This window comes from Pseudonocardia endophytica, from assembly GCF_004339565.1.
Taxonomy (GTDB): Bacteria; Actinomycetota; Actinomycetes; order Mycobacteriales; family Pseudonocardiaceae; genus Pseudonocardia; species Pseudonocardia endophytica.
Map to the genome: position 1 here is coordinate 2,042,801 of NZ_SMFZ01000001.1, position 26,685 is coordinate 2,069,485.

Sequence of the window (26,685 nt, forward strand, 5' to 3'; positions counted from 1 at the left end):
CCACGATCCGGACCCGACCGACGATCATGGAGCCGGGCCGTGCGCTGCCTGCCGGGCGTGGGCGGCAACGTCGTCGCTCGTGCACACCCAGACCTCGGGCGTCGCGGCGATCTGCCGGATCACACGCGCCACGTACTTCGCGCGGTGCGGCTGACCGGCGATGAACGTGTGCAACGGAAGGGCCAGCACCCGTCCGGTCGTCGCCGAGTCGGCGAGGAGCTGCTCGAACTGGTCGAGGACGAGCCGCTCGTAGTCCGGGCCGGACGGTCCCGGGCCGGGGAGGAACAGGTTGAGGTCGTTGAGCTCCAACGAGTACGGGACCGACCAGAGTCCGGGGACGTCCATGGCGAACGGCTGGTCGTCGCAGCACCAGTCGAGTACGTAGCGGACGCCGCGTTCGGCGAGCAGGTGCGGGGTCGCCGCCGTCGCCGCGAGCCCCGGACCGAGCCATCCGGTCGGCCGCGACAGCAGCGCCGCGTCCAGATCGGCGAACACCGCGTCGAGGTGCGCGGCCTCCTTGGCACCATCCATTCCGGACAGATACACGGAGTTCGTGCGGCCGTGCGCCACCCACGCCCAGCCGCGTTCGACACCGGCGTCGACGATCTCGGGGAACGCGCGCGCCGCTTCGGAGTTGAGGATCACGCTGACCGGGACGCCCGCGTCGTCGAGCACGTCGACCAGGCGCCAGAACCCGACACGATTGCCGTAGTCGCGCCACCCGTACGCCTGCGGATCGGGTACCGGCCCGCCCGCGACGACGGGGAGGTCCGCGTCGAACACCTCGACGTTCAGTCCGATGTAGAACGCGACCCGCTTCCCGTCCGGGAACGTCAACGGCGGCCGGTTCACGATCGACGAGTGCGGGTAGGGAGCCGGCATCCCGCGAGCCTAGTGCCGTGTCGCGCAACGCTGGTGCCGGAATCAGCGGATCCAGGCGTTCGCAGGCAAGGCGCCGCCCGCAGCTCATACCGGGCGTCTTCGCAAGGGCGGCAACGCCGTCTGCGCGCGCCTGGGCCTCCGAGTCCGGTGCCGGACGTTTCGCGATGCGGCACTAGGTCGGCATGCTCGACCCGGCGCGACACCGACGTGGCACCCGTTCCGACGAGGCGAACGAACGCCACGTCCGTGCGTGCGAGGCGGCGGGACAGCCGTGGCCGGCGGGACGGTTGATCAGCGGGGCGGATCGGAGAAGGTGGTCACGGCGCGGAGGGCGGCGGCGAGGCGCGGGCGGTGGTCGTCCGCGACGAGGTCGGTGTCCCCGCCGTCGTCGGCCGCGGCGTCGGCGGCCACGCGCAGGGCCGCGTTCATCATCGCCGCGCGCACGCGGACCTCGGGCGCGTCCGGCGGCAGTCCCATCCGCGGGCCGATCACGTCGGCGAACGTCGGCTCCGCCCGCTCCTGCAACACCAGCCAGACGGCGCGCAGGCCCGGCTCGTCGCGGCTGAGCCGCACGACCGCGAGGGCCGCCTCGAGGTCGGCCCGGACGTCGTCGGGCGCCGACGCGGACGTCACCCGCAGGTGCTCCCCCAGGTCCAGATCGGACGGCCAGGAGCGCAGCGCCAGGCGGAACCGCTCGATCGTCGTCGACAGCACCGGCTCGACGCAGCTCTCCTTGCTCCGGAACAGCCGCCACAGCGTCCGCTCGGACACCCCGGCGGCCGCCGAGATCGCGGAACCGGACGTCGCGGACACACCGTGCGCACGGAACAGCCGCACGGCCTCCCGGGAGATCGCCGTCCGCTGCGCGCGGCGCCCCTCCTCGCTCACCGGCGGGCGGCCGCGGCGCGCGTGCTGATCCACGGTCATACGGCACCCCCGGTCAGTGTAGGTCCAGGTCAGCGTACCGGTTCGCTCTATTTCTGGCAGTGACTGCCACGAAGTCGTACGATCGGGACCGGCCGCACCCACCACGGAAGGACCCCCATGACCGTCACCGACGAGCGCAGGCAACTGCCGTTCGACCGTCCCAACGTGCTGGACCTCGCCCCGGTCTACGAGGTGCTCCGGCGGGAGGCGCCGATCGCGCCGGTCACCACCCCGGCGGGCGACCCGGCGTGGCTCGTCACCCGCTTCACCGAGGTGCGGGAGCTGCTGGGGGACAAGCGGTTCGGACGGTCGCACCCGAACCCCGAGCAGGCGTCGAAGATCAGTACCGCGGCCGTGCAGGACGGTCCGTCCGGCACGTACGAGAACGAGGAGGCCGAGCACACCCGGATGCGGCGGCTGCTCACCCCGGCGTTCTCCGCCAAGCGGATGCGGCTGCTGTCCGATCACGTCCAGGAGCTCGTCGACGGCTACCTCGACGCGCTGGTCGCCGAGCACGACGCACACCCGGAGAAGCCGGTCGACCTGCACGCCGGGCTCGCGTTCCCGCTGCCGGTGGCCGTGATCTGCACGCTGCTCGGCGTGCCGGAGTCCGACCGGGACCACTTCCGCTCGCTGTCCGACCGGATGGCCACCTACTCCGGCGAGGACGCCCAGGTCGCCCGGCGGGAGTTCGGGCAGTACATGGCCGGGCTGGCCGAGGCCAAGCGTGCGGAGCCCGGCGAGGACGTGATCACCGACCTCGTCCGGGCCCAGGCCGACGACGAGGACTTCGACTACGCCGAGATGGTGCGGCTCTGCGTCGGGCTGCTGTTCGCCGGCCACGAGACCACCGTGAACCGGATCGGCCTCGGCACGCTGATGCTGCTGACGCAGCGGGATCGCTGGGAGGCGCTGACCGCGGACCCGGACGGCCGGATCGATCCGACCATCGAGGAGATCATGCGTCTCGGTGCGCCGGGCGACCTGGGCCTGCTGCGCTACGCGCACACCGACGTCGAGATGGCGGGCGTGACGATCCGGACCGGCGACGCCGTGATCCTCTCGATCAACGCGGCCAACCGGGACCCGGAGGCGTTCGACGAGCCGGAGTCGTTCGACCCGGACCGCGACGAGAAGGGCAGGCACATCGGCTTCGGGCACGGGCCGCACTTCTGCATCGGCGCGAGCCTGGCCCGCACGGAGCTGCGCGCCGTCTTCGCGACGCTGGCCCGCCGCGTCCCCGGTCTGCGCCTCGCGGCCGACCTCGACGAGATCGGGGTGCGCACCCAGCACCTCACCGGTGGCGTCACCGAGCTGCCGGTCACCTGGTGAGGAGGACGCGATGAAGGTCGAGGCCGACCAGGAGAAGTGCATCGGGTCCGGGCAGTGTCTGCTCACCGCGCCGGACGTGTTCGACCAGCGTGACTCCGACGCGATCGTCGAGGTGCTCGACGACCACCCTCCCGCGGACCAGGAGGGCGCCGTCCGGCACGCGGCGGCGGGCTGTCCCGCCTCCGCGATCACCGTGCACGACGACTGACGGATAGGGTCCGGGCGTGACCAGTCGTTCGGCAGCGGGACGTGACGGCGATGTCGCGTGCCGCTGCCGACGCGACGATCCGGTGCCCGGAACGGCCGCGTGACCGGATTCGACGCGGCCAGGGCGCTCGCCGAGAACCTGCTCGCCGCGCAGTCCCCCGCCCGCTGGGCCCGCGCCCAGCGCGCCGCGATCCGCGTCCGCGAGCTCGCCGAGGAGGCCGGCGCGGACGTCGTCACCCTGATGACCGCCGCGGTCCTGCACCCGGTCGGCGCGTCCCCCGTCGTCCGGCGCACCGGTGACGAGCGGGCCGACGCCGCCCGGTTCCTGGCGGTCCGGGGGCTCGACCCGGCCGTCGTGGCGCTGGTCGGCGGCGCGGGCACCGATCCGGAGGCGGCCGTGCTGCGGCGCTGCCTCGACGAGCTCGACGCCGAGGCTCGCCAGGAGCCGCCGCCTGCCGCCGTCGCGCGGGCACGGGCGAACCCCGGCAGCTGGGTCTACGCGATCGACGACGGCCACGACCCGGACGGTGACGTGCCGCCGGAGGCGATCCGCGGGGCGTGGCCGGTGAACGACGCGGGCGAGATCGACGGCGCGTTCGTGCCGAACCCGAACCACCGTCCCGCGGCGGGCGGGGACGCCTGACGAGGGCCATGCTGGCGCCGTGGCGATCTCGAACCCGGTACGACGGCGGGTCGGCGGCTGGCTGATGGAGGGTGCGGGCCCGCCCACGCGGCAGGGCCCGCACACCCGCCCGGAACCCGCGTCGACCCGCCATCCGTGGTGGAAGGTCATGTGCCTGACCGGCGTGGACTACTTCTCCACGCTGGGCTACCAGCCGGGCATCGCGGCACTCGCCGCCGGCGTCCTCTCGCCCGTCGCGACGCTCGTTCTCGTCCTGGTGACCCTGCTCGGCGCGCTGCCCGTGTACCGGCGGGTCGCGCGCGAGTCGCCGCACGGGGAGGGCTCGATCGCGATGCTCGCGCGGCTGCTGCCCGGCTGGGTCGGCAAGGTGTTCGTGCTCGTGCTGCTCGGGTTCGCCGCGACCGACTTCATGATCACCATGACGCTGTCGGCGGCCGACGCGAGCGCGCACATGGTGGAGAACCCGCTCGTCGGACCGTTGCTCGGCAACGCCAACGTGGTGATCACGCTGGTGCTGCTGGCGCTGCTCGGCGGCGTGTTCCTGGCCGGGTTCTCCGAGGCGGTGCGGATCGCGGTCGGGCTGGTCGGCGTGTTCCTCGTGCTCAACGCCGTCGTGGTGGTCGACGGGCTGGTCCGGATCGTGGCCGCGCCGCACGTCGTCGCGGACTGGTCGGCGCTGCTGGTGAGCCGCTACCCGGACCCGCTGCTGATGGTCGGCGTCGCGCTGCTCGTGTTTCCGAAGCTGGCGCTCGGGCTCTCCGGGTTCGAGACCGGCGTGTCGGTGATGCCGCTGGTCACGGGCGGACCGGACGACACCGATGAGCGCCCGGAGGGCCGGATCGCCGGCACCCGCAGGCTGCTCACGACGGCGGCACTGATCATGAGCACGTTCCTCGTGACGTCCAGTGTCGTGACCGTCCTGCTGATCCCGGAGAAGGAGTTCGCGACCGGCGGCCAGGCCAACGGGCGGGCGCTCGCCTACCTGGCGCACGAGAACCTCGGCCCGGTGTTCGGCACGGTCTACGACCTGTCCACGATCGCGATCCTCTGGTTCGCGGGCGCCTCGGCCATGGCCGGCCTGCTCAACCTCGTCCCCCGCTACCTGCCGCGCTACGGCATGGCGCCGCACTGGGCGCGGGCCGTGCGGCCGCTCGTGCTCGTGTTCCTGGTCGTCGCATTCGCCGTCACCCTGATCTTCGACGCGGACGTGGACGCCCAGGGCGGCGCGTACGCCACCGGCGTGCTGGTCCTGATGACGTCGGCCTCGATCGCAGTGACGCTGTCCGCCAGGCGGAAGTCCCGACCGGCGGTGTTCGCCGGGTTCGCCGTGATCTCGCTCGTGTTCGTCTACACGACGGCCGCGAACATCGTCGAGCGGCCGGAGGGCACGAAGATCGCCGGCTGCTTCATCGCCGGGATCCTGATCGTCTCGGTGCTGTCCCGCACGATCAGGGCGTTCGAGCTGCGGATCACCGACGTCACGCTCGACGACACGGCGCAGGAGATCGTCGCCGACTGCGGCCAGGACGCGCTGCGGCTGGTGGCGCACGAGCCGCGGCCCGGCGAGCGCAGCAGCCTCGCCCGCGACGAGGAGTACCGGGAGAAGCTCGCCGAGGAGCAGGAGGACCACCACCTCCCGCACCCGGAGCGGGTGATCCTGCTCGAGGTGCGGGTGACCGACCCGTCGGAGTTCGAGACGTCGATCCGAGTGACCGGCGAGCGGCGCGGGCCGTACCGGGTGCTGCGCACGGACGCGCCGTCGGTGCCGAACGCGATCGCCGGCCTGATGCTCCACCTGCGCGACCACACCGGCGAACCGCCGCACGTCTACTTCGACTGGACCGAGGGCAACCCCGTCGTCCACTTCGGACGCTACCTGTTCACCGGGGACGGCGAGGTCGCGCCGATCACCCGGGAGATCCTGCGCGAGGCGGAGCCGGACATCTCCCGGCGGCCGATCGTGCACGTCGGTTAGGCGTCCCACGGCCACGGATGCGGCCGATGAACCCGCTGGACACCTCCGTCCGCCACCGTTACCGTGAGTGGAAATGTTCCCAGGACTGGGATCGTAAGCACGACAACGGGCAACGGGGGGGTCGGTCATGACACAGGTGGGGCACGGGAACGGACGTCACGCGGTGGTCGCACGATGACCGGCGGCACCCCGGTGGACCTCGGAGGGACGCAGCCCGCCGGGAGGTCGGGTCGGCGTGCCGGGGACCTCGTCACGTTCGTGGTCGCCGCCCTCGGGCTGGCGTGGCTCGTCGCGCTGCCGCTCTGGTTCGACGGCGGGCTCGCGTCGCCGCTGTTCACGCCGATCGCGGCGGCCGTGATGGTCACCCCGACGCTCGCGGTGCTGCTGGTGTGGGTGCTGCACCATCGCGACGTCGGGGCACGGGAATGGGCACGCCGGACCGGCCTGCCCCTCGGCCCGCGTCCGGGCCGCACCGTCCGGATCGCCCTCGCCACGTGGGGTGCGACGGTGCTGCTGGTCCTCGCCGCCGCCGCGGCGAGCGTGGGCGTGGGTGTGCTCCGGCTGGACCTCACCGGGTTCGGCCTGTTCCGGGAGCAGGCCGAGCGGGCGGGCGTGGAGATGTCCGCGTCGCAGGCGGGTACCGCGGTGGCGGCGCAGGTCGTGCTCGCGGTCGTGCTCGCGCCGCTGCTCAACATCCTGCCGGTGCTCGGCGAGGAGTGGGGATGGCGCGGATGGCTGCTGCCCCGGCTGCTGCACCGGGGCCTGTGGCCTGCCCTGCTGTGGTCCGGTCTGATCTGGGGCGTCTGGCACGCGCCGCTGACGCTGCTGGGCTACAACTACCCCGAACTGGGTCCCGGCGCCGCAGCGCTGTTCACCGGTACGTGCATCCTGCTGGGCGTGCTCATGGGGTGGCTGCGCCTGTACTCGGGGAGCGTGTGGCCCCCGGTCCTCGCACACGCGACACTCAACGCGACGGCCGGGCTGGTGATCCTTCTCGGTGACGCCGCGGCGCCACCGCACCTCGCCGTCGCCGGCATCACCGGTCTGGTCGGGTGGGTGGTGCTCGCCGCGGTCGGCCTGGTCCTGCTGCGGGTCCGCCCCGTCGGCACCGCGGGGGGCCCGGCGGACGCCACACACCCCGGCCACCAGGGCGTGTCGACGGGCTCCACGCCGGGCCGGTGGCGAGACCGTACGTCGAGACGTGCAGACGGCTCTCCGACGTGAACGGCTGCCCGTCCCAGCCCGCCCACCGGTGCCGCAGCTCCATCTCCAGCACCGGGCCGGCCCACCCCTGGTACACGTTGCGGGGCAGGCCGGACCCCGGCGTCGCACAGGATGTGGTGCTCTCGCAGGCGCCCGGGCGTGTGCGAGAGCACCCGAACCTGTGCGAGCCGGTCAGCGGACCAGGATCCGGACCCGGTGCACGGCGTTGCGGGCCGCGTCCAGGGGCTGGGTGACCCCGGCGCGGTCCGTGGCCCGGACGGCGATCTCGTGAGCACCGGCGACGAGGACGCGGCGTGCACGGAAGCGCTGCCAGGTCGGCGGACCGGGTGCGCGCGGCTCCACCTCCGCCTGGCCCCACCGGCCGTCGACGGCGACCTCGACCCGGGCGACCGGCTCGAACCCCCACGCCCATCCGGCGACCTCGACGTCGGAGTCCACATCGGCCCCGTCGGCGGGCGCGGTGAGCAGGCTGTTCACGTCCATCTCGCGCACCGGCACCATCCCGTCCGGCGACGGGCGCAGGTACAGCCGCGTCGTGAACAGGTGCTCGGGACGGTGGTCGGCGAGCGTGAGCCTGCCGAGCCACTTCACGTTGTTCGTGCCGAAGAACCCCGGCACGACGAGCCGCACCGGGTACCCGCGCTCGGCCGGGAGCGGGCCGTCGTCGAGCTCGTGGGCGAGCAGGCCGCGTTCGAGCACCACGTCGAGTGGCAGGTCCTTGCGGTACTCGGTGCAGTACTCGCCCGCGAACTCACCGTGGTCGAGCCCGGTCGCCCACACGCTCGTCGCCCCGGGCCGGACGCCGGCCCGCTCCAGCACGGTCCGCACCGGGACGCCGCGCCAGCGCAGGTTCGCCACCCGCCGGACCGGCACCTCCGGGTCGAGCGGGTTGCCGAAGCACTCCAGCGTGGCCGTGACCGGCTCCGACCCCATGGCGCGCAGATCGTCGAGGCCGATCTCCAGCGGGGTGTCCACGAGCCCGTCGACCCGCAGGCGCCAGCCCGCCGGGTCGATCTGCGCGACACCGAGATGGCCGATCAGGTAGACGTCCCCGGCCGCCGTGTACCGCGGGTCCAGGTGGTGCGACGGCGGCTGCCACTTCACCGGGGACGGACCGGTCATCGACACCGGTCCGGTCGCAGCCCACCCGCTCACGCCCTCCAGCCTGCCAGCCCGGAGCGCCGGATCTCACTCCTGGAGCGGACGCGGCACGTCGGCGATCCGCTCCCGGACCTCGCGCCGCAACTCGTCCGGGCGCGCACCCGTTCCCGCACGTCGCCGAGGTCCGGGATCCGCTCGAACCGTCCGAGATCGGCACCGGCGTGGACGAGCCGGACCGTGGCGGACGGCGTGCGGAGCAGCCCGGCCCATGGCGTCGCGGTCATGGCGGGCCACTCGTCGAGCCGAACAGCGGCGTCACCCCCGGCACGGTGCCGGAGTCGTCCGGACGGCGCGTCGGTACGCTGGCCGTCGCCCGAACAGCCGAACCGCCGCTCGCGGTGGACGTGGAGGACGCCCGTGATCGCGACCGGCGAGCTGGAGTTCGTCTCCGGCCTGTACCGCACCTACGCCTCGGAGCTGGGCGCGGTCGTCGACCAGCAGCGCGCGTTCCTCGCCGCGAACCGCGAGACGGTCACGCCACAGCTCGACGACCTCGAGGCCGAGATCACCTACCTGTTGCTGCGGGAGTACAAGCCCGCGCACGTGGTGGAGATCGGCACGTTCTACGGCTGGTCCACCACGTGGATCCTGTCCGCGCTGCGGGACAACGGCAGCGGGCACCTGGACTCGTTCGACATGGTCGACCACGTGCGCAGCACGGTGCCGTCCGAGCTGGCGGGCGACCGCTGGACGTTCCACCAGGGCGACGTCCGCGAGAAGCTCGACGAGATGCCCGCCGGCACCGACTACCTGTTCGTGGACGCCGACCACGGGCGGAAGTTCGGTCGCTGGTACCTGGCGAACCTGTTCCCGCGCATGGCCTCCGGCATCCCGGTCAGCGTGCACGACGTCTACCACCTGCGGTTCGCGCGTCCGTTCACCGAGGGCAGCGAGGTCGTGCGCTGGCTCGCCGACCGCTCGGTCCCGCACTTCTCGGTGGCCCGGACGAACTCGCCGTCGGCCTTCCGGGCGGTCAACGAGCTGCGCGCCGAGCTCGGCCTGACCGGCGCGCGGGGCAGCACGAAGAACCCGATGATCTGGTTCAACCTGCCCTGAGCTCAGGCTCCTCCGAGCAGCGCCTCCGGGACGTCGACGACCCGGCTGCGCAGGTACTCCCCCAGCCCCTTGGCCTGCGGGTCCGGGCGCACCGCCGACGCGACGCCGTCGCCGAGGATCCCGTGCACGAGCACGTTGACCGCGCGCAGGTTCGGCAGGTCGAACACCTCCACCTCCAACTCGGCGGCCTCCGGCCCGAGCAACTCCCGCACCCGGTCCGGGGTGAGGAACCCACGCAGCCAGGCGTGCGCCGCGTCGTCACGGGCCCACAACCCGATGTTCGCGTGACCACCCTTGTCCCCGGACCGCGCCCCACACACCGTCCCCAGCGGCAGCCGCTGCGTCGGCCCGCCCGCCGTGTCCCCGGACCCGGCCACGGCCGGGGCGTCCGGCACCGGCCCGGTCGGCGGGTCCGCGACGGTGCTGCGCGTCCCGTCCGCCAGCACCACGGTCTGGGTCACCGCGCCGCGCGGCACCGCCGCCGGCCGATACACCCCGAACAACGACTCCGACGACGGCGGCGTCGTCGTGTGGAACCCCGCATACCCGGCCAGCGCCTGCTGCATCACCCCACCGGAGAACGCCCGCCCCACCGTCGTCGGGTCCGGATCCTTCACCGTGATCCGCAGGTGCGCGGTCGCCTGATCATTACTCCGCGCGTCCGGCCGGTCGAACCGCAGCAACCGCACATCCACCTCGGCGAACCGATCCCGGCCACCGAGGATGTCGAACAACTGCGCCTCCGCGAACGCCGCCTTCGCCTCGATGTCCAGGCCGGTCAGCACGAGCGTCATCGTGTTCCGATAGCCACCGACATCGTTCAGCGCCACCTTCAACGTCTCCGGCGGCGCGCTCCCCCGCACCCCCGAGATCGACACCCGGTCCTCCCCCTCCTGGACGAGACGGATCGTGTCGAAATGCGACGTCACATCCGGACCCAGATAAGCAGGCGCGCCGATCTCGTAGAGCACCTGCGCGGTCACCGTCCCGACCGACACCAGCCCACCCGTGTCCGCCGGCTTCGTGATCACCGACGACCCGTCCGCGGCCACCTCGGCGATCGGGAACCCCGGATACCGGCGATCGATGATCTCGTCCAGGAACGGGTAGTTCCCACCGGTCGCCTGCGGCCCGCACTCGATCACATGCCCGGCCACCACCGCACCGGCCAGCGCATCCCAATCCTCCCGACCCCAGCCGTGCCACCACGCCGCCGGCCCGACCACCAACGACGCGTCGGTCACCCGCCCCGTCACGACAACGTCGGCGCCCGCAGCCAACGCCTCCGCGATCCCCCACCCACCCAGATAGGCGTTGGCCGACACCGGCTTCCCGGACACCGCAGGGGTGACCGCGTCCAGGCTGCCGCGCAGATCATCGCCCTCCACGTGGGCGACCGCCGCGTCCACCCCGAGCCGCGACGCGACCTCCCGGATGGCCTCCGCGAGCCCGGCCGGGTTCAGCCCGCCGGCATTCGAGACGATCCTGATGCCGCGCTCGACACAGGTACCGAGGATCTCCTCCACCTGGGTCAGGAACGTCTTCGCGTAACCCAGCGACGGGTCCTTCGCCTGCGCCTTGGCCAGGATCAGCATGGTCAGCTCGGCCAGGTAGTCGCCGCACACGACGTCGACGTCCCCGGACTCGACCATCTCCCTGGCCGCATCGATCCGGTCACCGTAGAAACCGGAACAGTTGCCGATCCTGATCGGGCGGGTCATGCACGCTCCCCCGTCGTCGAGTGCTGCGCCGCGAACTGTCCGGGCTCGCGTCCGGTTCCCGCGTCGCCCGCGAACGCCTGCGCGAACGACATCCACTCCGTCGCGGCCGGGCCGGTGATCGTCAGGTCCACGTCGTCGCGGTGCCTGCGCTGGGTGACGGCCAGGCAGAAGTCCAGCGCCGGGCCGGTCACCCGGTCCGCGGCGTCGTCCGGACCCCATGTCCAGACGTCGCCGTCCGGTGCCGTGAGCTCGACCCGGATCGGGGCGTCCGGCATCTCGCGGCCGTTCGCGTAGTAGCTGAACGCCCGCGCGCCGACCCCGATGTGCGCGACGTGCCGCAGCCGCCCGCTCGGTTCGCGGGTCGCCCCGAGCGTGTCCGCGACGTCCTGCCCGTGCGCCCAGGTCTCCATGATCCGGGCGGTCAGCGACGAGGCGGCGCTCATCGCCGGGCCGAACCACGGCACCCGCGCCTTCGGGTCCAGGGACCGGAACGCCTCCAGCAGGCGGTCGCGCGCCTCGTCGAACCAGGTCAGCATGGCGTCGCCGGAGACGTCGCGGAACTGCTCGGCGATCGTGTCCGGGTTGATCCCGCCGTCCGCCTCGATCCGCGCCTTCTCGGCCTCGAACTCGTCGGGGCGCACGGCGGACTGGACGGCGACGTCGTCGAAGTAGGCGAGATGGCTCACCTGGTCGGCGATCGTCCAGCCGACGGCTGGCGTCTCCCGTCGCCAGTCCTGTTCGGACAGCGGAGCGAGCAGCGCACGCAGGTCCGCCGACTCGGCGGCCAGGTCGTCGGCCAGTGCGTCCATCGAGACCGGCATCTACTTCCCCTTCCAGACCGGGGAGCGCTTGTCCCGGAACGCGGCCGGGCCCTCCTGCGCGTCCTCCGAGCGGTACACCGGCGCCCAGATCTCCTCGGCGCGGTCGTAGGCCTCCGTCAGTCCACAGTGTGCGGACAGGTAGGCCGTGCGCTTGCCCGCGGCAACGGACAGCGGCGCGTTGCCCGCGATCCGCCGAGCCAGGTCCTGTGTGGACGACCGCAGCTCGGCCGCGGGAACGACGTGGTTGACCAGGCCCACCTCACGGGCACGCGTCGCGTCCAGCGGATCGCCGGTCAGCAGGATCTCCATCGCGATCCGTGGCGGGACCAGCCAGGACAGCGGCGCGGCCCACGGCGAACCGCGGCCGACCTTCACCTCGCTCACCGCGAACCGGGCGTGCTCGGCGGCGACGACGAGGTCGCACTGCTGGGCGAGCAGGAACCCGCCCGCGTAGGCGACTCCGTTGACGGCGGCGATCGTCGGCTTCGGCACGTCGATGTTGCGGCCGAACTGCGGCAGGAAGTCCGGCGGCGGGATCTCCAGCGAGGTCTCGGCCATCTCCTTGAGGTCGCCGCCCGCGCAGAACGCCTTGTCGCCCGCGCCGGTCAGCACCAGGACGGCCGCCGAGTCGTCGTCGACGAAGCGCCGGGCGCCGTCCCACAGCCCGTCGCGGACCTCCGTGGACAGCGCGTTGCGGGCATCGGGGCGGTCGATCGTCAGCCAGGCGACGCGGTCGACGACCTCGTAGGTCACTACAGGATTGTCGGTGTTGCCAGATGTCACGGGAACTTCTTCCGCAGCTCGGGACGGTTCAACTTGCCGCTGCCGGTGCGCGGCAGCTCGTCGACGATCTCGATCCGGCGCGGCCGGGCGAAGCCGCGCAGGTTCGCGTGCTCGGCGCACCACGCGGCGATCTCCTCGGCGGTGACACCCTCGCGGTTCGGGACGACGACGGCCGTGACCTGCTCGACCCACCGGTCGTGCGCGGTGCCGATCACGGCGACCTCGGCCAGGTACGGGTGCCCGGCCAGGTGCTCCTCGACCATCTGCGGGAACACGTTCTCCCCGCCGGTGACGATCATGTCGTCGATCCGGTCGGTGTAGTAGAGGTAGCCGTCGTCGTCGCGGGACACGAGGTCGCCGGTGTGGAACCAGCTGTCGGACCAGCGGTCGGGCGCCTCGATCCCCCAGTACCCGGGCGTCACGGCGTCGCCCTGCACCCAGAGCTCCCCCACCGTGTCCGAACCGGCGGGGACGTCCTGTCCGGTGTCCGGTGCGACGAGCCGGGTGCGGACGACCTGCTCCAGCGGCTTGCCCATCGAGTTCGGGCGACGCGTGTCGGACGGCGCGTAGCTGACGACCAGCCCGCTCTGCTCGGTCTGCCCGTAGATCTCGGTGCCCCGGATACCGGTGCCGGCCTCGAGCCGGTCGATCGCCGCCGTCGGCGTGCGCGAGCCGCCGAACATGCAGATCCGGAACGAGTCCAGCACGACCGGGTTGTCCACGGTCCGGTTCCCGACGTCGATCATCATCGTGGAGATCAGGCCGCCGTACGTGGGCCGCAGCTCCTGCGCGAGCTGCAGCCAGCGCATCGGGTCCCAGCGCGGCATGAACGTGATCTGCCCGCCGCGCAACAGGATCGTGAGGCTCGCCAGCTGCAGGCCGCCGACGTGGAACAGCGGCATGCAGTTCAGCACGTGGTCGTCGCCGGTGATCTCGTAGAGGTCGACCACGGCGTCGCAGTGCGCGGTGGTGTTCCGGTGCGTCTGGCGCACGCCCTTCGGGACACCCGTCGAGCCGGACGTGTACATGAGCAGCGCGTCGTCGCCGTCGACCCGTGGCGTGACGTCGGTGGCCGGTTCGTGCGCGGCCAGCGCCTGCTCGTACGTGCCGCCCGGACCGAGTGTGAGGAGCTCCGGCAGCGCGTCGCCGAGCACGTCGGTGAGCCGGGTGACGTCGCCGGGCAGCACGACGAGGTACCGGGCACCGGAGTCGACGACGGCGTGGCGGAGCGCCGCGTCCGGGAACATGTAGTTCAGCGGGACGCCGACGGCGCCCGCCTGCCAGACGCCGAGCATCCCCTGCAGGTACTCCAGGCCGTTCGGCAGGAAGAAGCCGACGCGCTCGCCGGGATCCACACCGGACGCCCGCATGAACGCGGCGAACCGCGCGCCGTGCTCCGCGTACGCGGCGTAGCTGACCTCGGTGTCGTCGAGCCGGAGCGCGACCTTGCCGGGGTTGTCGGAGGCGCTGCGGCGCAGCAGGTTGGCGATGTTCATGAGGTGTCCTTCTGGCGTCGTTGCCGGAACGTCTCGAAGCCTTCCACGGCCGGGGCCGACCGCAGCGCCGCCGACTGGGTCACCGCCTCCAGCTCGAGCGACCCGCGCAGGTCCGCGTCCGCACTGTGGTTGATCAGCTTCTTGCTCAGGGCGACGGTGTACGACGGGAGCGCGGCCAGCTGCTCGGCCTTCTCCACCGCCGCGGCGAGGGCGGCCTCCGGATCGGGTTCGACGGCGTTGGCCAGCCCCAGCTCGAGCGCCCGCGTCGCGTCGATCTCCGGGGCGAGCAGCATCAGCTCCTTCGCCCGCTGCATGCCGACCAGGCGCGGCAGCAGCCACGCACCGCCGACGTCGGGCACGACGCCGCGCCGGACGAACACCTGGCACAACCGGGCGTCCGCGGAGAGCACGACGAGATCGCACGCCAGCGCCAGGTTGAACCCGCCGCCGTAGGCCACACCGGACACGGCCGCGACGACCGGCAGCCGCGACTCCCAGATCTCCACGACGAGCCGGTGGAACGCGCGCAGCAACGCCAGCAGGTCACGGTCGTCTCCCGACCCGGCGTACTCCAGGATCGCCCCGACGTCGCCACCGGCGGAGAAGTGCTCCCCGACGCCGGTGAGAACCAGCGCGTGTGTGTCCGGGTCGTCGCCCGCGTCGCGGACGGCGTGCTCGAGCGCGGCCGCCGTCTCCGTGGACATCGCGTTCCGCCGGTCGGCCCGGTCGATCGCGACGATGCGGACCGGCCCGCGCTGCTCGACGGTGATCGACATGCCCGTCATCCCACCCTCTGGTCGTCGGTGGCGCCGCGTTCGGCGAGCACGTGACGCTGGAGCTTGCCGGTCGTGCTGCGCGGCAGCTGGTCCGCGGTCAGGAACTCGACGTAGTGCGGGCGCTTGTACGACGCGAGCCGCTCCCGGCAACGTCCGACGATCTCGCCGGCCGTGACCGGTTCCGTTCCCGGCGCACGGACGACGACGACCTTCACCGTCTCGCCCCAGTGCGGATCGGCGACACCGTGCGCGCAGACCTCCTGCACGCCGGGATGGCCGGCGATCGCGTGCTCGACCTCGGCCGGATAGACGTTCTCGCCTCCGGTCTTGATCAGGTACTTCGTGCGGTCGACGAACTCCAGCGTGCCGTCGTCGTTGCGGACGAGCACGTCGCCGGTGTGCAGCCAGCCGCCGGCGAACGCGGCCGCGGTGGCCTCCGGGTCGTCGAGGTAGCCGGACATCAGTCCCGGGCCGCGGACGACGCACTCGCCGGGCACGCCGACCGGCACCTCGGCCATGTCACCGCCGTCCGGGTCGACGAGCCGGATCTCCACGAACGGCGTCGGTGTCTTGCGCAGGTGCGGCGTCTCGCCGGGGCCGGAGAATCCGTGCGCGAGCACGTAGCTCGTCTCGGTCTGGCCGAACGCGTCGCAGAACGCGATGCCGTACTTCGCGGTCAGCTGCGCCACCACGCCGGGCATCATGTTCGCGTAGCCGATCGCGAACCGCCACGACGACAGGTCGCGCAGCCCGGGGTCCGCGGCCAGCACGTCGGTGATCACGCCGGGCAGCAGGAGTGTCCAACTGAGACGGTCGCGCTCGATCAGATCGAGGATCCGGTCCGGATCGGGGCGCCGGCACGCGGCGAACCGGCCGCCGGTGAGCAGCGTGCCGTAGAGCGACTCGTCGCCGCCGCAGTGGAACAACGGCAGCCAGCCGACGAACCCGTCGTCCGGGGTGAGCGCGAACCACTGCGCCAGCCGCACCGCGCGGGTCGCCGCCGCCTGCTGGGTGATCATCGCGCCCTTGGGCAGCCCGGTGGTGCCGGACGTGTAGAGCACGTTGTGCAGGTCGCCGGGCTCGGCGGCCGGCTCCGGCACCGGCGCACCCGTCTCGAGCAGGTTCGCGTACGGCGTGAACCCGTCCTGCCGGTCGAGGCAGTACCACTCCTTGACCGACGGGCACCGGGCCCGGATCGCGGTGGCTCGTTCGGCGAGCGGCCCGGACGTGACCAAGGCGAGCGGTTCGGCCGTGGCGACGCAGTGCACGAGCTCGTCCGGGTGCAGCCGGACGTTCAGCGTCACGGCCGCGACACCGAGCCGCGCCAGCGCGACGTAGATCTCCACCCACTCGGGCCGGGTCTCGGCCAGCACCGCGACCCGGTCGCCGCGCCGCAGCCCGGACGCCGCCAGGCCCGCCGCGAGCCGCTCGGCACGCTCCCCCAGCTCCGCGTACGTCCACGGCCCCTCACCGGGCTGGTCGGACGTCACCGCCAGGCGGTCACCGAAGACCCGGACCGACCGCCGGAAGAGCGCGTCCAGCGTCAACCCGGTCGCCGCCGCGACATCCGCGCTGGTCACGACCCTGCCCACCGATCTTCCCGCCGCGGCCCGGCTGGTCTCCGGGAGCACGCTTTGCTCTGCTCACCCGGGCGCAACACCGATCGGCCGAGCCGTTCACCCCGCCGGTCCCCGCGCCCGTTGCGTGGGTGTGAGCAGAGCAAAGGCAGGGTGTGAGGGGCCCGCCCGACCGCCATGATCAGCGGTTGAGGAGCGCGGCGGTCCCTACGCGAACCTCTCGCTCCACAAACGGCGATCATGCCCGTCCGCCGGCGCCGACCACGGGCGGTGATCCGCAGTTGTGGAGCGGAGCAGTCGCCGGGCGAACGGCGTGCTCCACGGGCGGCGATCACGTCCCGTCCTCGGCGTCCTCGACGACGGCGAGGACCTGGCCCGTGTCGACCTGGTCGCCCGCCGCGACGCGGACCTCGCCGAGGACGCCGTTGCCCGGGGCGACGACGGTGTGCTCCATCTTCATCGCCTCGAGCACGACGAGCGGTTGGCCGACCTCGACCTGCTGCCCCGGGTCCCCGAGCACGCGCACGACCGTGCCGGGCATCGGCGCCAGCAACGAGCCGGCGTGGGCGACGGCATTCGGGTCGGCGAAGCGCGGCACCTCGGCGAGCGCGACCGAGCCGTCCGGACCGTCCACGAAGGACCATCCGGCCCTGCGGTGCACGGCGTAGTCGCGGCGCACGCCGTCGGTCTCCAGCACCACGCGCGACGGCGTCGCGGAGACCAGCGCTGCGGCGAGCGGCTCGTCGTTCACGCGCACGTCGAGCCCGTCGCGGCGGAACCGGTAGCGGACGTCCACATCGGAGTCCCGGAGCGTGTACGCGACGTGCTGGGAGGAGCCCCCGACGTTGCGCCAGCCGGACGGCATCCCGGCCAGCACCCGCGCCGACGCACGGTTCGCGGCCTGGGTGGCGAGCGCGGCAGCGGCGGCGTGCCTGCGACCGGAGTCGGCCAGCGTGCCGGAGCCGAGCGCGACCGGGTCGTGGCGCACGAGGTAGCCGGTGTCGGTCGCGCCGTCGAGGAACTCGCGCTCGCGGAGGATCCCGACGAGCAGGTCGCGGTTCGTCGTGACGCCGTGCAGCGCAGCTCCCGCGAGCGCGCGGGCGAGCGTGCGGGCCGCCTCGGCGCGGGTGCGGCCGTGCGCGATCACCTTGGCGAGCATCGGGTCGTAGTGCGGGGACACGACGCTCCCGTCCTCGACGCCGGTGTCCACACGGACGTCGCCCGAGACGTCGAAGCGGTGCAGCGTGCCGGTAGCCGGGAGGTAGTCGGTCCCGTTCTCGCCGCGCGTGACCGACTCGGCGTAGAGCCGGACCTCGATCGCGTGCCCGTCGATGCGGGCGTCGAGCACGTCGGACCCCAGCGGGGCGCCCTCCGCGACGCGGATCTGCTGCTCCACCAGGTCCAGGCCGGTGACCAGCTCGGTCACCGGGTGCTCGACCTGCAGGCGCGTGTTGACCTCGAGGAAGAAGAACTCACCGTCCTGGCCGAGCACGAACTCGACGGTCCCGGCGCCGGTGTAGCCGATCGCCTTCCCGGCCGCGACGGCCGCCGCACCCAGCTCGGCGCGCAGCGACTCGGTGACGGCCGGGGACGGCGCCTCCTCGACGATCTTCTGGTAGCGCCGCTGGATCGAGCACTCGCGCTCGAACAGGTGCACGACGGTGCCGTGCGTGTCGCCGAGGATCTGCACCTCTACGTGGCGCGGGTCGACGACGAAGCGCTCCAGGAACACGGTCCCGTCGCCGAACGCGGACTCCGCCTCCCGGCGCGCACCCTCCACGGCGTCACGCAGGTCCGCGGCGGACCGCACGACACGCATGCCGCGACCGCCACCGCCGAACGCGGCCTTGACCAGCACCGGGAAGCCGATCTCGTCGGCGATCGTGGAGAGATCGGAGTCCTCGGTGACGGTCGCTCCCGGCAGGACGGGCACGCCGGCCGACGACATCAGCGACTTCGCCTCGAGCTTGGAGCCCATCGACGCGATCGCCTCGGGCGACGGACCGACGAACGTCAGCCCGGCCGTCGCGCAGTCGCGGGCGAACCCCTCGTTCTCGGAGAGGAACCCGTACCCGGGATGCACGGCGTCCGCGCCGGTGGCCTGCGCCGCGGCGATCACCGCGTCCCCGCGCAGGTAGGTCTCCGACGGCGTCACGCCGGGCAGGCGCACGGCCTCGTCGGCGAGCCGGACGAACGGGGCGTCGGCGTCCGCGTCGGAGTACACGGCCACCGTGGCGATGCCGAGCCGGTGCGCCGTACGCATCACGCGCACGGCGATCTCGCCCCGGTTCGCGACGAGCAACTTCTGGATCACGCGATCACATCCTGAAGACGCCGTAGCCACGGCGTCCGTTCACGGTCTGGTTGTGCACGGCCGACAGCGACATGCCGAGCACGGTGCGGGTGTCGCGGGGGTCGATGATCCCGTCGTCGTAGAGCCGCGCGGTGATGTAGAACGCGTGCGACTCCTCCTCGATCTGGGCCTCGATCGCCTCGGTCCGTTTCGCGTCGGCGTCGATGTCGAACGGTTTGCCCTGCGCCTCGGCGGACGCCCGGCCCACGATGGACAGGACACCGGCCAGCTGTGCGGCGCCCATCACGGCGAGCTTCGCGTTCGGCCAGGCGAACATCAGCCGCGGGTCGTAGGCGCGCCCGGACATGCCGTAGTTCCCGGCCCCGAACGACGACGCCATGTTGATCGTCAGGTGCGGCACGGTCGAGTTCGTGACGGCGTTGATCATCTTCGCGCCGTCCTTGATGATCCCGCCCTGCTCGTACTCGGCGCCGACCATGTAGCCGGTGGTGTTCTGCAGGAAGATCAACGGTGTGTCGGTCTGGTTGGCCAGCATGATGAACTCGGACGCCTTCTTGGCCTCCTCGGAGAACAGCACGCCGCGGTGGTTCGCCAGCACGCCGACCGGATAGCCGTGCACCTGCGCCCACCCGGTCACGAGCGACGTCCCGTAGAGCGGCTTGTACTCGTCGAACTCGGAGCCGTCGACGGTGCGCGCCAGGATCTCCCGCGGATCGAACGGCACCTTCGACTCCGGAGGGAGGATGCCGAGGATCTCGTCCGGGTCGTACAACGGCGCCGACACGTGCGGCGACGGCGCGGGGCCGAGCTTGCGCCAGTTGATCCTGGTCATGATCTCGCGGCCGAGCCGGATCGCGTCGTGCTCGTCGACGGCGAAATAGTCCGACAGACCGGACACCCGGCTGTGCATCTCCGCGCCGCCGAGCGACTCGTCGTCGGCCTCCTCCCCGGTGGCCATCTTGACCAGCGGCGGGCCGCCGAGGAACACCTTCGCACCGCGGTCGACGAGTACCGAGTAGTCGCACATGCCCGGCACGTACGCGCCGCCCGCGGTGGAGTTGCCGAACACGAGCGCGACCGTCGGGATGCCGAGCCCGGACAGCTCCGTGAGCTCGTGGAAGATCCGTCCCGCCGGGACGAACAGCTCCGCCTGGGTCGGCAGGTCGGCGCCACCCGACTCCACCAGGTTGATCACCGGCAGCCGGTTCAGGCGGGCGATCTCCAACGCGCGCAGCGTCTTGCGCAACGAGTACGGGTTCATCGCACCGCCGCGTGACGTCGGCTCGTGCCCGATCACGACGCACTCCACACCGGACACGACGCCGATGCCGGTCACGATGTTGGCGCCGACCGTGAACTCCGTCCCCCACGCCGCCAGCGGCGACAGCTCCAGGAACGGCGAGTCCGGGTCGAGCAGCAGCTCCAGCCGCTCCCGGACCGGGAGCTTGCCGCGGTCGCGATGGCGCTGCATGTACTTCGCACCGCCACCCGCGATCGCCGCCTCGAGCTGCTCGTCGAGCGCGGCGATCGCGGCCTCCTGAACCTTCCGGTTCTGGAGGTACTCCTCGGTCGTGGTGTCCAGCGTGGACCGCAGGACGGCCATCAGGCCTCCTCGTAGTGCCCGGCGTTCGACTGCCGGACGACGTTCTTCTGGATCTTTCCGGTGGACGTCCTGGGGAGCTCGTCGACGACGATCACCGACTTCGGCACCTTGTAGCCGTCCAGATGCTGCTTCATCGACGCGAGCAACGCGTCCGGGTCGACGGTCTCGCCGGGTTTCGGGACGACGACGGCCGTGATCGCCTCGGTCCACCGCTCGTGCGGCAGCCCGACGACGACGGCCTCGGCGATCCGCGGGTCCGCCGCGTACACGGCCTTCTCGACCTCGATCGACGCGACGTTCTCGCCGCCGGTCTTGATCACGTCCTTGTAGCGGTCGGAGAACCAGAGCACGCCGCCGTCGTCGAAGAACCCGACGTCGCCCGAGTGGAACCAGCCGTGCGCGAACGCCGTCGCGGTGGCCTCGGCGTCGAAGAGGTACTCGTTCATCGCCGACGGCCCGCGGTAGACGATCTCGCCCTGCTCACCCTGTGGCAGCAGGTCACCCTCCGGACCCATGATCGCCACCTGGACGCCGGTGAGCGGCGTGCCCACCGAGCCGATGTGGGTGAGCTGGTTCTCCGGGCGGTGCAGCGTCGTGCACGGGTTCATCTCGGTCTGCCCGAACAGCAGGGCGAAGTCGCAGTCGTAGCCCTCCAGGCACGCCCGGATCAGCGCGTCCGGCATCGGCGCCATCGCGTAGACCGCGCGCTTCAACGACGAGACGTCCCGGGAGGAGAACGACGGGTGCTCCAGCGCCGCCCGGTACATCATCGGCAGGCCGAACACCTGGGTGACCCGCTCGCGCTCGATCGTCTCCAGGAACGCGACCGGGTCGAACCCGCGGTGCAGGTACATCGTCGCGCCGACGATCACGGCCGGCGTGCAGAACGCGTTCAGCTGCGCGGTGTGGAACAACGGCATCAGGCAGAGGAACCGGTCGGCGGAACCCCAGCCGGAGTCCAGCGCCGTCGACATCGACTCCATCGTGATCGCCAGGTGCGACGACGCGACGCCCTTCGGGAACGACGTCGTCCCCGAGGTGTACAGATAGGACAGCGGGTCGCGGTCGGAGACGAGCACCTCGGGCGGCGCGGTCTCCGAACCCAGCACGTCGTCCAGTGTGGACCACACGCGGTCGTCCGGGTCCCGCGCGTACTCCGACCCGGTGCCCGGAGCGACGATCACGTCCGCCACGTCGGTCGCCTTCGCGATCCCCTCGGACATCGCGCCGACGAGCTGGCTCTCGACGACGATGCCGCGGGCCTTCGAGTGCCCCAGCACGTACGCGACCTCCTCGCCGCGCCAGCCGAGGTTGATCGGCACGCAGACCAGGCCGATCTTCGCGCAGGCGTAGTAGACGGCCAGGAACTCGGCGCTGTTGCCGGACGCCAGCCCGAGCGCGTCGCCGCGGGCGTACCCGCGCGCGGCGAGCCCGTGCGCCAGCCGGTTCGCCCACGCCTCCAGCTCCGCGTACGTCCAGCGCCGGTCGCCGTCCACCACCGCGATCTGCGACGGGCGCGCGGCGGCACTGCGGGTCAGCGAGTCACCGACGTTGACGCGGGAGATCAGGTTCTGCTGCAGCTCCATGACGGTCCCTCTCAGTACGACCGGGGCAGGCCAAGGCCGTGCTGGGCAACGTGGTTGAGGATCATCTCGCGGTTCACCGGCGCGACCCGGAGGAGCCGCGCCAGCCCCCAGTACGGCAGCAGGCCGTACTCGCTGGACAAGCCGTTGCCGCCGTGCGTCTGGATCGCCGCGTCGATCGCGGCCAGTGCGGCCTCGGCCGCGGCGTACTTGGCCATGTTGGACTCCTCGCCCGCCGGGAGCCCCCTGTCGTGCAGCCAGGCGGCCTTGCGCGTCATCAGCGCGGCCAGCTCGGTCTCGATCTTCGCCTTGGCCAGCGGGTGCGAGACGCCCTGGTGCGCACCGATCGGCACGTCCCAGACCTGGCGGGTGCGCGCGTACTCGGCGGCCTTGTCCAGGGCGTAGCGGGCGATGCCGACGGCGATCGCGGCGCCGGTGATCCGCTCCGGGTTCAGCCCGCGGAACACCTGCCGGAAGCCGGCCCCCTCTTCGCCGACGAGGCTCCCGGACGGGACCGTCACGTCGTCGAAGTGCAGGACGTGCTGCTTCTCCGGTGCGATCACGTCCACCGGCAGCGGCGTCTTGACCAGGCCCGGTGCGTCCGTGGGCACGACGAACAGGGAGAGCGACGCGTTGCCCCGCTCGTCGCGCCCGGTGCGTGCCACCACGAGCAGCGCCTCGGCCTCGTCGACGCCGGAGATGTAGTGCTTCGTCCCGCGCAGCACCCAGTCGTCGCCGGAGCGGGTGGCCGTCGTCGTCAGGTGGTGCGTGTTGGAGCCGGCCTCCGGCTCGGTGATCGCGAAGACCATCTTGACCGACCCGTCGGCGAGCCCCGGCAGCCAGCAGCGGCGCAGCTCGTCGGACCCGAACTCGCCGATCACCTCGGCCGAGATCGCCGCGGAGACGAGCAGGAGCAGCAACGGTGTGCCGTGCGCCGCGCTCTCCTCGCAGACGGTGGCGAGCTCGACGAGCCCACCTCCGCCACCGCCGTACTCCTCGGCGACGTTGACGCCGACGAAGCCGGCGTCGCCCATCGCGCGCCACAGCTCGTCGGTGGGCTTCCCCTCGCGGGCGTGCTGGACGTAGTAGTCACCGCCGAACCGGCCCGCGATCGCTCCGACCGCGGCCCGCAGGTCGCGTTCCTCGTCCGTCTCGGTGAAGTCCACTCCGACCCCTGCCCGTCCCGTAGTGATTCTCGGTTCACTCGTAGCGGAGGCTACAACGCGGATGCCATGCTGAGAAGATGTCGACCGGAACCTCGCGGACGGACGCCCCGGAACGCCGCCGTCGCCGCGACCCCGAGCGCCGGGAGCGGATCCTCGCCGCGGCCGCGCGACTGGCCGCGAGCCGGGGGTTCCACACGGTCGGCATGGCCGAGATCGGAGCGGAGGCCGGCATCGTCGGGTCCGGCGTCTACCGGCACTTCGACTCCAAGGACGCGATCCTGCTGGCGCTGCTCGACCGCGGCATGTCCCGGCTCGAGGAGGGCGCGGCCGACGTGCTGGCCCGCGGCGGGTCCGACCACGAGGTCCTCTCCGCGCTGGTGCGGGACCACATCGCCGTCGTGGTCGTGGAGAACCGCGCGGAGATGGCGGTCTACCACCGGGAGGTGCACATGCTCCCGGAGGAGGACCGGCGCTCGCTGCGGCGGCGCCAGCGCCACTACGTCGAGGACTGGGTGCACGTGCTCACTCCGCTGCGCCGCGACCTGGCGGACTCGGAGCTGCGCGTGGCCGTGCACGCGGCCGTCGGGGCGATCCAGTCGACGCTGTTCTACCGCAGCGGCATCCCGGCCGAGCGGCTGAGCGAGCAGCTCGACAGATCCGCCCACGCCTGCCTCGGCGTGGAACCGCACTAGTGAATCGCGAATGACTTACCCCTTGTCTCTGTGGGACGAGTCACGTCATTCTGTGCCGCGACACCGGAGCGGCAAAGGGGCGCAAGTTTCATGAGCGTGACCGACCAGAGCAGGAGCACGACCGGACTCCCGCACGTCGCGCAGGGGACGGCCCTGCCGGACGCGGGCTCGATCGACGTCACGACGCTGCGCGGGCGCCGCGCCGTCAACCGCTGGGAGCGGACGTCGTTCGGCGACGTGCTGGAGCGGCTGCGCTGGAGCCGCCCCGACCAGGTCGTGCTCACCGCGGCCGCCGGCGCGCACGGTGAGCCGGAGTTCGCGACGGTCACACCGCGCCACGGCGACGCGACCGCGAACCGGTTCGCCCAGGCTCTGGTCGCTGCCGGGCTGGAACCGGGCGACCGGGTGCTGATGATCTGCGAGAACAGCGTCGAGGCCTACCTGGCGAAGATCGGTGTCGCGAAGGCGGGCATGGTGGCCGCGCCGCTGAACCCGAACCTCGCACCGGACGTCGTCGAGCACCTGATCGGTGTCGTGGAGCCGCGGTTCGCGGTCGTGGACGCGGAGCTGTGGCCGCGGGTGTCCGCCGCGTTCTCCGCGACCGGACTGACAGTCGGTACGACGATCACGATCGGCGGCGGCCCGGTGGAGGGCTCCCCGTCGTTCGGGGAGCTGGTGGCCGCGCACGACGACGTCGAACCGGACGTCGAGATCCACGGCGACGACGTCATGGAACTGCTGTTCACGTCGGGCACCACGGCCATGCCGAAGGGCGTGATGCTGTCGCACCACTACGCGCACATGGCCGGGATGAACTTCGCGCTGTCGCTGTCCCGCTCCCTGCGCCACGACTCGGACCTGACGCTGCTCACGTTCCTGCCGATCATCTACCACGTCGGCGACGTGCTGTTCCCGCTCGGCGGCCTGCTGTCCGGCGGGTCGGTGGTCCTGGGCAGGCGACCGGTCCCGGGTCCGGTCGCCGAGGCGCTCGCCGCGCACCGGGCGACGGCGCTGTGGGCCGGGTCGCCGCAGTTCGTCGGCCTGCTCGCGGACGAGCTGGAGAAGCGGACCGACCTGGACGTCTCGTCGCTGACCACGCTCGTCTACGGCTGGGGCGCGCTGTCGCCGGCACTGATCCGCCGGTGGGAGGCCCGCACCGGAGGGGACCTGGTCACGCTCGGCATCTTCGGACAGACCGAGGCGATCGCGTGTCACCGGTTCTGGCCGTCGCTGTGGCCGGAGACGCACGCCGCGACGGCGCCGTCGGTGAACTACGTCGGCGTGCCGTCCGGGCTGCTGGCCTCGGACGTCGTCGACGAGGCAGGCGACCCGGTGCGTGGCGAGGCGGGCGAGGCCGTCTACCGCTCCCCGATCATGGCGGCGGGCTACTACCGGGACCCGGACGCGACCCGGGAGGCGTTCCGCGGCGGCTGGTTCCACTCCGGCGACTCGGCCCTCGTCGACGACGACGGCCTGCGCATCATGGTCGACCGCTACAAGGACATCGTGAAGTCCGGCGGCGAGAACGTGTCCTCGATGCGCGTCGAGGCCGTGCTGCACGAGCACCCCGCGGTGGCGAAGGCCGCCGTGATCGGCCTGGCGCACGAGCGATGGGGCGAGGCCGTGACGGCGGTCGTGGTGCCGGTCGACGGGGCGTCGCCGGATCCGGACGAGGTGATCGCGTTCGCGAAGGAGCGCCTCGGGCGGCACGAGGTGCCGAAGGCCGTCGTCGTCGCCGACGCCCTGCCGGAGACCGTCGGCGGCAAGGTGCTCAAGTACAAGCTGCGGGCCGTGCACGCGGATCTGTACGGCACCTGACGGCGCCGTCCGCGCCCCGGCGTGATCGAATGCCCCGGCTACGTATCGCAGGGGAGCGATTACCCGATAGGGTCATCGCCCCAGACCAGCGAGGCCCGAGAGGTGCACGGGGACATGAGCGACAGCAACGCGGCGATCGACACGAGCACACCGTCGATCGCCCGGGTCTACGACTACCTGCTCGGCGGCAAGCACTACTACGACGTCGACCGGGTGGCCAGCGAGGCCATGATCGACGCCGTCCCGGAGACGACGCTGCTGGCCGCAGCGAACCGCAGCTTCATCCGACGCGCCACGCGGTTCCTGGTGGGCGAGGCCCGGATCGAGCAGATCCTGGACGTCGGGTCCGGCCTTCCGAGCGCGGGCAACGTGCACGAGGTCGCGCAGGAGATCAACCCGAACATCCGCGTCGTCTACGTGGACAAGGACCCGATCGTCCTGGCGAACGGCCGTGCCCTGCTGACCGCGAACGACAACACGATCGTGATCGAGGGCGACCTGCGGGACCCGAACGCGATCCTGGACCACCCGGAGGTCAAGCAGCTCCTCGACTTCTCGAAGCCGATCGGGGTCATCCTCGGCGGCATCCTGATGCACATCGAGGACGAGGAGGACCCGAACGCGATCGTCACGACGATCCGCGACCGGATCGTCTCCGGCAGCTACATCGTGCACTCCGGCTGCGCGAACCCGGGCGAGCAGCGGGCGGCCGAGCTCAACGAGGTGTTCTTCCAGTTCGGCATGGGCTCGAAGTGCTTCCGCCCGTACGAGGAGCAGGCCGCCTACCTCGACCAGCTCGAGGTCATCGAACCCGGTCTGGTCCCGGCCAACCAGTGGCGGCCGAGCTACGACTTCCCGGACCCCACGAACACGGCCCACGGGATGGTCATCGGCGGGATCGGCCGCAAGCCCTGATCAGCTCCGGGTA

The 26,685-nt window shown here is 72.1% G+C and carries 23 protein-coding genes; 9 read left to right on the plus strand and 14 right to left on the minus strand.

From position 1 onward, the window contains the following. Positions 1-24: 24 nt before the first annotated feature. Together EV378_RS09130 and EV378_RS09135 are read right to left on the minus strand one after the other, a co-directional pair. Entirely contained in the window at positions 25-882 is an 858-nt protein-coding gene (locus EV378_RS09130) for a polysaccharide deacetylase family protein (RefSeq protein WP_132422611.1), read from the minus strand. 291 nt (positions 883-1,173) lie between these two features. Continuing rightward, positions 1,174-1,809: a TetR/AcrR family transcriptional regulator gene (locus EV378_RS09135; RefSeq protein ID WP_132422613.1), complete on the minus strand. Its 636-nt coding sequence runs from the start codon at positions 1,807-1,809 to the stop codon at positions 1,174-1,176. Between the two features lie 117 nt (positions 1,810-1,926). On the opposite strand from EV378_RS09135, the gene EV378_RS09140 reads away from it, so the two are divergent. The 5 genes from EV378_RS09140 (at position 1,927) to EV378_RS09160 (ending at position 7,190) form a co-directional block, all read left to right on the plus strand. Continuing rightward, on the plus strand, positions 1,927-3,141 hold the full coding sequence (locus EV378_RS09140) for a cytochrome P450 (protein WP_132422615.1): 1,215 nt from the start codon (positions 1,927-1,929) through the stop codon (positions 3,139-3,141). Between the two features lie 10 nt (positions 3,142-3,151). Then, positions 3,152-3,349, plus strand: coding sequence for a ferredoxin (locus tag EV378_RS09145; protein ID WP_132422617.1), 198 nt, complete (start codon positions 3,152-3,154; stop codon positions 3,347-3,349). Between the two features lie 99 nt (positions 3,350-3,448). Continuing rightward, complete coding sequence (locus EV378_RS09150; RefSeq protein ID WP_132422619.1) at positions 3,449-3,991, plus strand: hypothetical protein; 543 nt, start codon at positions 3,449-3,451, stop codon at positions 3,989-3,991. Positions 3,992-4,010: 19 nt separating this feature from the next. Continuing rightward, complete coding sequence (locus EV378_RS09155; protein ID WP_165922208.1) at positions 4,011-5,966, plus strand: APC family permease; 1,956 nt, start codon at positions 4,011-4,013, stop codon at positions 5,964-5,966. A gap of 174 nt (positions 5,967-6,140) precedes the next feature. Further along, entirely contained in the window at positions 6,141-7,190 is a 1,050-nt protein-coding gene (locus tag EV378_RS09160; RefSeq protein ID WP_132422621.1) for a CPBP family intramembrane glutamic endopeptidase, read from the plus strand. Between the two features lie 171 nt (positions 7,191-7,361). Here EV378_RS09160 and EV378_RS09165 read toward each other — a convergent pair whose 3' ends face one another. Together EV378_RS09165 and EV378_RS35270 are read right to left on the minus strand one after the other, a co-directional pair. Then, on the minus strand, positions 7,362-8,345 hold the full coding sequence (locus EV378_RS09165) for a molybdopterin-dependent oxidoreductase (protein WP_132422623.1): 984 nt from the start codon (positions 8,343-8,345) through the stop codon (positions 7,362-7,364). After that, positions 8,342-8,575 carry a hypothetical protein gene (locus EV378_RS35270; protein WP_165922074.1) on the minus strand — a complete coding sequence of 78 codons (234 nt, stop codon included), beginning with the start codon at positions 8,573-8,575 and terminating at the stop codon, positions 8,342-8,344. Before EV378_RS35270 ends, EV378_RS09165 begins: the two co-directional genes overlap by 4 nt. Before the next feature lie 133 nt (positions 8,576-8,708). Between EV378_RS35270 and EV378_RS09170 the strand changes: the two genes are divergently transcribed. Further along, a complete protein-coding gene (locus tag EV378_RS09170) occupies positions 8,709-9,407 on the plus strand; it encodes a class I SAM-dependent methyltransferase (protein WP_243653360.1) in 699 nt (232 codons plus the stop codon). A 2-nt stretch (positions 9,408-9,409) separates the two neighbouring features. Here the strand turns inward: EV378_RS09170 and EV378_RS09175 are convergent, their stop codons facing one another. The 10 genes from EV378_RS09175 to EV378_RS09220 form a co-directional block, all read right to left on the minus strand. Further along, positions 9,410-11,128: an acyclic terpene utilization AtuA family protein gene (locus EV378_RS09175; protein WP_132422625.1), complete on the minus strand. Its 1,719-nt coding sequence runs from the start codon at positions 11,126-11,128 to the stop codon at positions 9,410-9,412. Then, positions 11,125-11,949, minus strand: coding sequence for a TIGR03084 family metal-binding protein (locus tag EV378_RS09180; RefSeq protein WP_132422627.1), 825 nt, complete (start codon positions 11,947-11,949; stop codon positions 11,125-11,127). The genes EV378_RS09175 and EV378_RS09180 overlap by 4 nt, the downstream gene beginning before the upstream one ends. Next, a complete protein-coding gene (locus tag EV378_RS09185; protein ID WP_207908620.1) occupies positions 11,950-12,702 on the minus strand; it encodes an enoyl-CoA hydratase/isomerase family protein in 753 nt (250 codons plus the stop codon). It lies immediately after the preceding gene. Between the two features lie 26 nt (positions 12,703-12,728). Continuing rightward, a complete protein-coding gene (locus EV378_RS09190) occupies positions 12,729-14,228 on the minus strand; it encodes a class I adenylate-forming enzyme family protein (protein WP_132422631.1) in 1,500 nt (499 codons plus the stop codon). Further along, positions 14,225-15,004, minus strand: a complete 780-nt coding sequence (locus tag EV378_RS09195) for an enoyl-CoA hydratase/isomerase family protein (protein WP_243653361.1) — start codon at positions 15,002-15,004, stop codon at positions 14,225-14,227. Before EV378_RS09195 ends, EV378_RS09190 begins: the two co-directional genes overlap by 4 nt. A gap of 5 nt (positions 15,005-15,009) precedes the next feature. Further along, positions 15,010-16,584, minus strand: coding sequence for a class I adenylate-forming enzyme family protein (locus tag EV378_RS09200; RefSeq protein WP_132422635.1), 1,575 nt, complete (start codon positions 16,582-16,584; stop codon positions 15,010-15,012). A 328-nt stretch (positions 16,585-16,912) separates the two neighbouring features. Beyond that, on the minus strand, positions 16,913-18,895 hold the full coding sequence (locus EV378_RS09205) for an acetyl/propionyl/methylcrotonyl-CoA carboxylase subunit alpha (protein WP_132422637.1): 1,983 nt from the start codon (positions 18,893-18,895) through the stop codon (positions 16,913-16,915). Positions 18,896-18,899: 4 nt separating this feature from the next. Then, positions 18,900-20,498 carry an acyl-CoA carboxylase subunit beta gene (locus EV378_RS09210; RefSeq protein ID WP_132422639.1) on the minus strand — a complete coding sequence of 533 codons (1,599 nt, stop codon included), beginning with the start codon at positions 20,496-20,498 and terminating at the stop codon, positions 18,900-18,902. Continuing rightward, positions 20,498-22,084, minus strand: a complete 1,587-nt coding sequence (locus EV378_RS09215; RefSeq protein WP_132422641.1) for an AMP-binding protein — start codon at positions 22,082-22,084, stop codon at positions 20,498-20,500. The genes EV378_RS09210 and EV378_RS09215 overlap by 1 nt, the downstream gene beginning before the upstream one ends. A gap of 11 nt (positions 22,085-22,095) precedes the next feature. Further along, positions 22,096-23,247, minus strand: a complete 1,152-nt coding sequence (locus tag EV378_RS09220) for an acyl-CoA dehydrogenase family protein (protein ID WP_132422643.1) — start codon at positions 23,245-23,247, stop codon at positions 22,096-22,098. Positions 23,248-23,324: 77 nt separating this feature from the next. On the opposite strand from EV378_RS09220, the gene EV378_RS09225 reads away from it, so the two are divergent. The 3 genes from EV378_RS09225 to EV378_RS09235 all read left to right on the plus strand — a co-directional run bounded on the left by EV378_RS09225 (position 23,325) and on the right by EV378_RS09235 (position 26,672). After that, entirely contained in the window at positions 23,325-23,939 is a 615-nt protein-coding gene (locus tag EV378_RS09225; protein WP_132422645.1) for a TetR/AcrR family transcriptional regulator, read from the plus strand. A 90-nt stretch (positions 23,940-24,029) separates the two neighbouring features. Further along, positions 24,030-25,757, plus strand: a complete 1,728-nt coding sequence (locus tag EV378_RS09230; RefSeq protein ID WP_132422647.1) for a class I adenylate-forming enzyme family protein — start codon at positions 24,030-24,032, stop codon at positions 25,755-25,757. A 114-nt stretch (positions 25,758-25,871) separates the two neighbouring features. Then, a complete protein-coding gene (locus EV378_RS09235; RefSeq protein ID WP_132422649.1) occupies positions 25,872-26,672 on the plus strand; it encodes an SAM-dependent methyltransferase in 801 nt (266 codons plus the stop codon). Positions 26,673-26,685 lie beyond the last annotated feature (13 nt).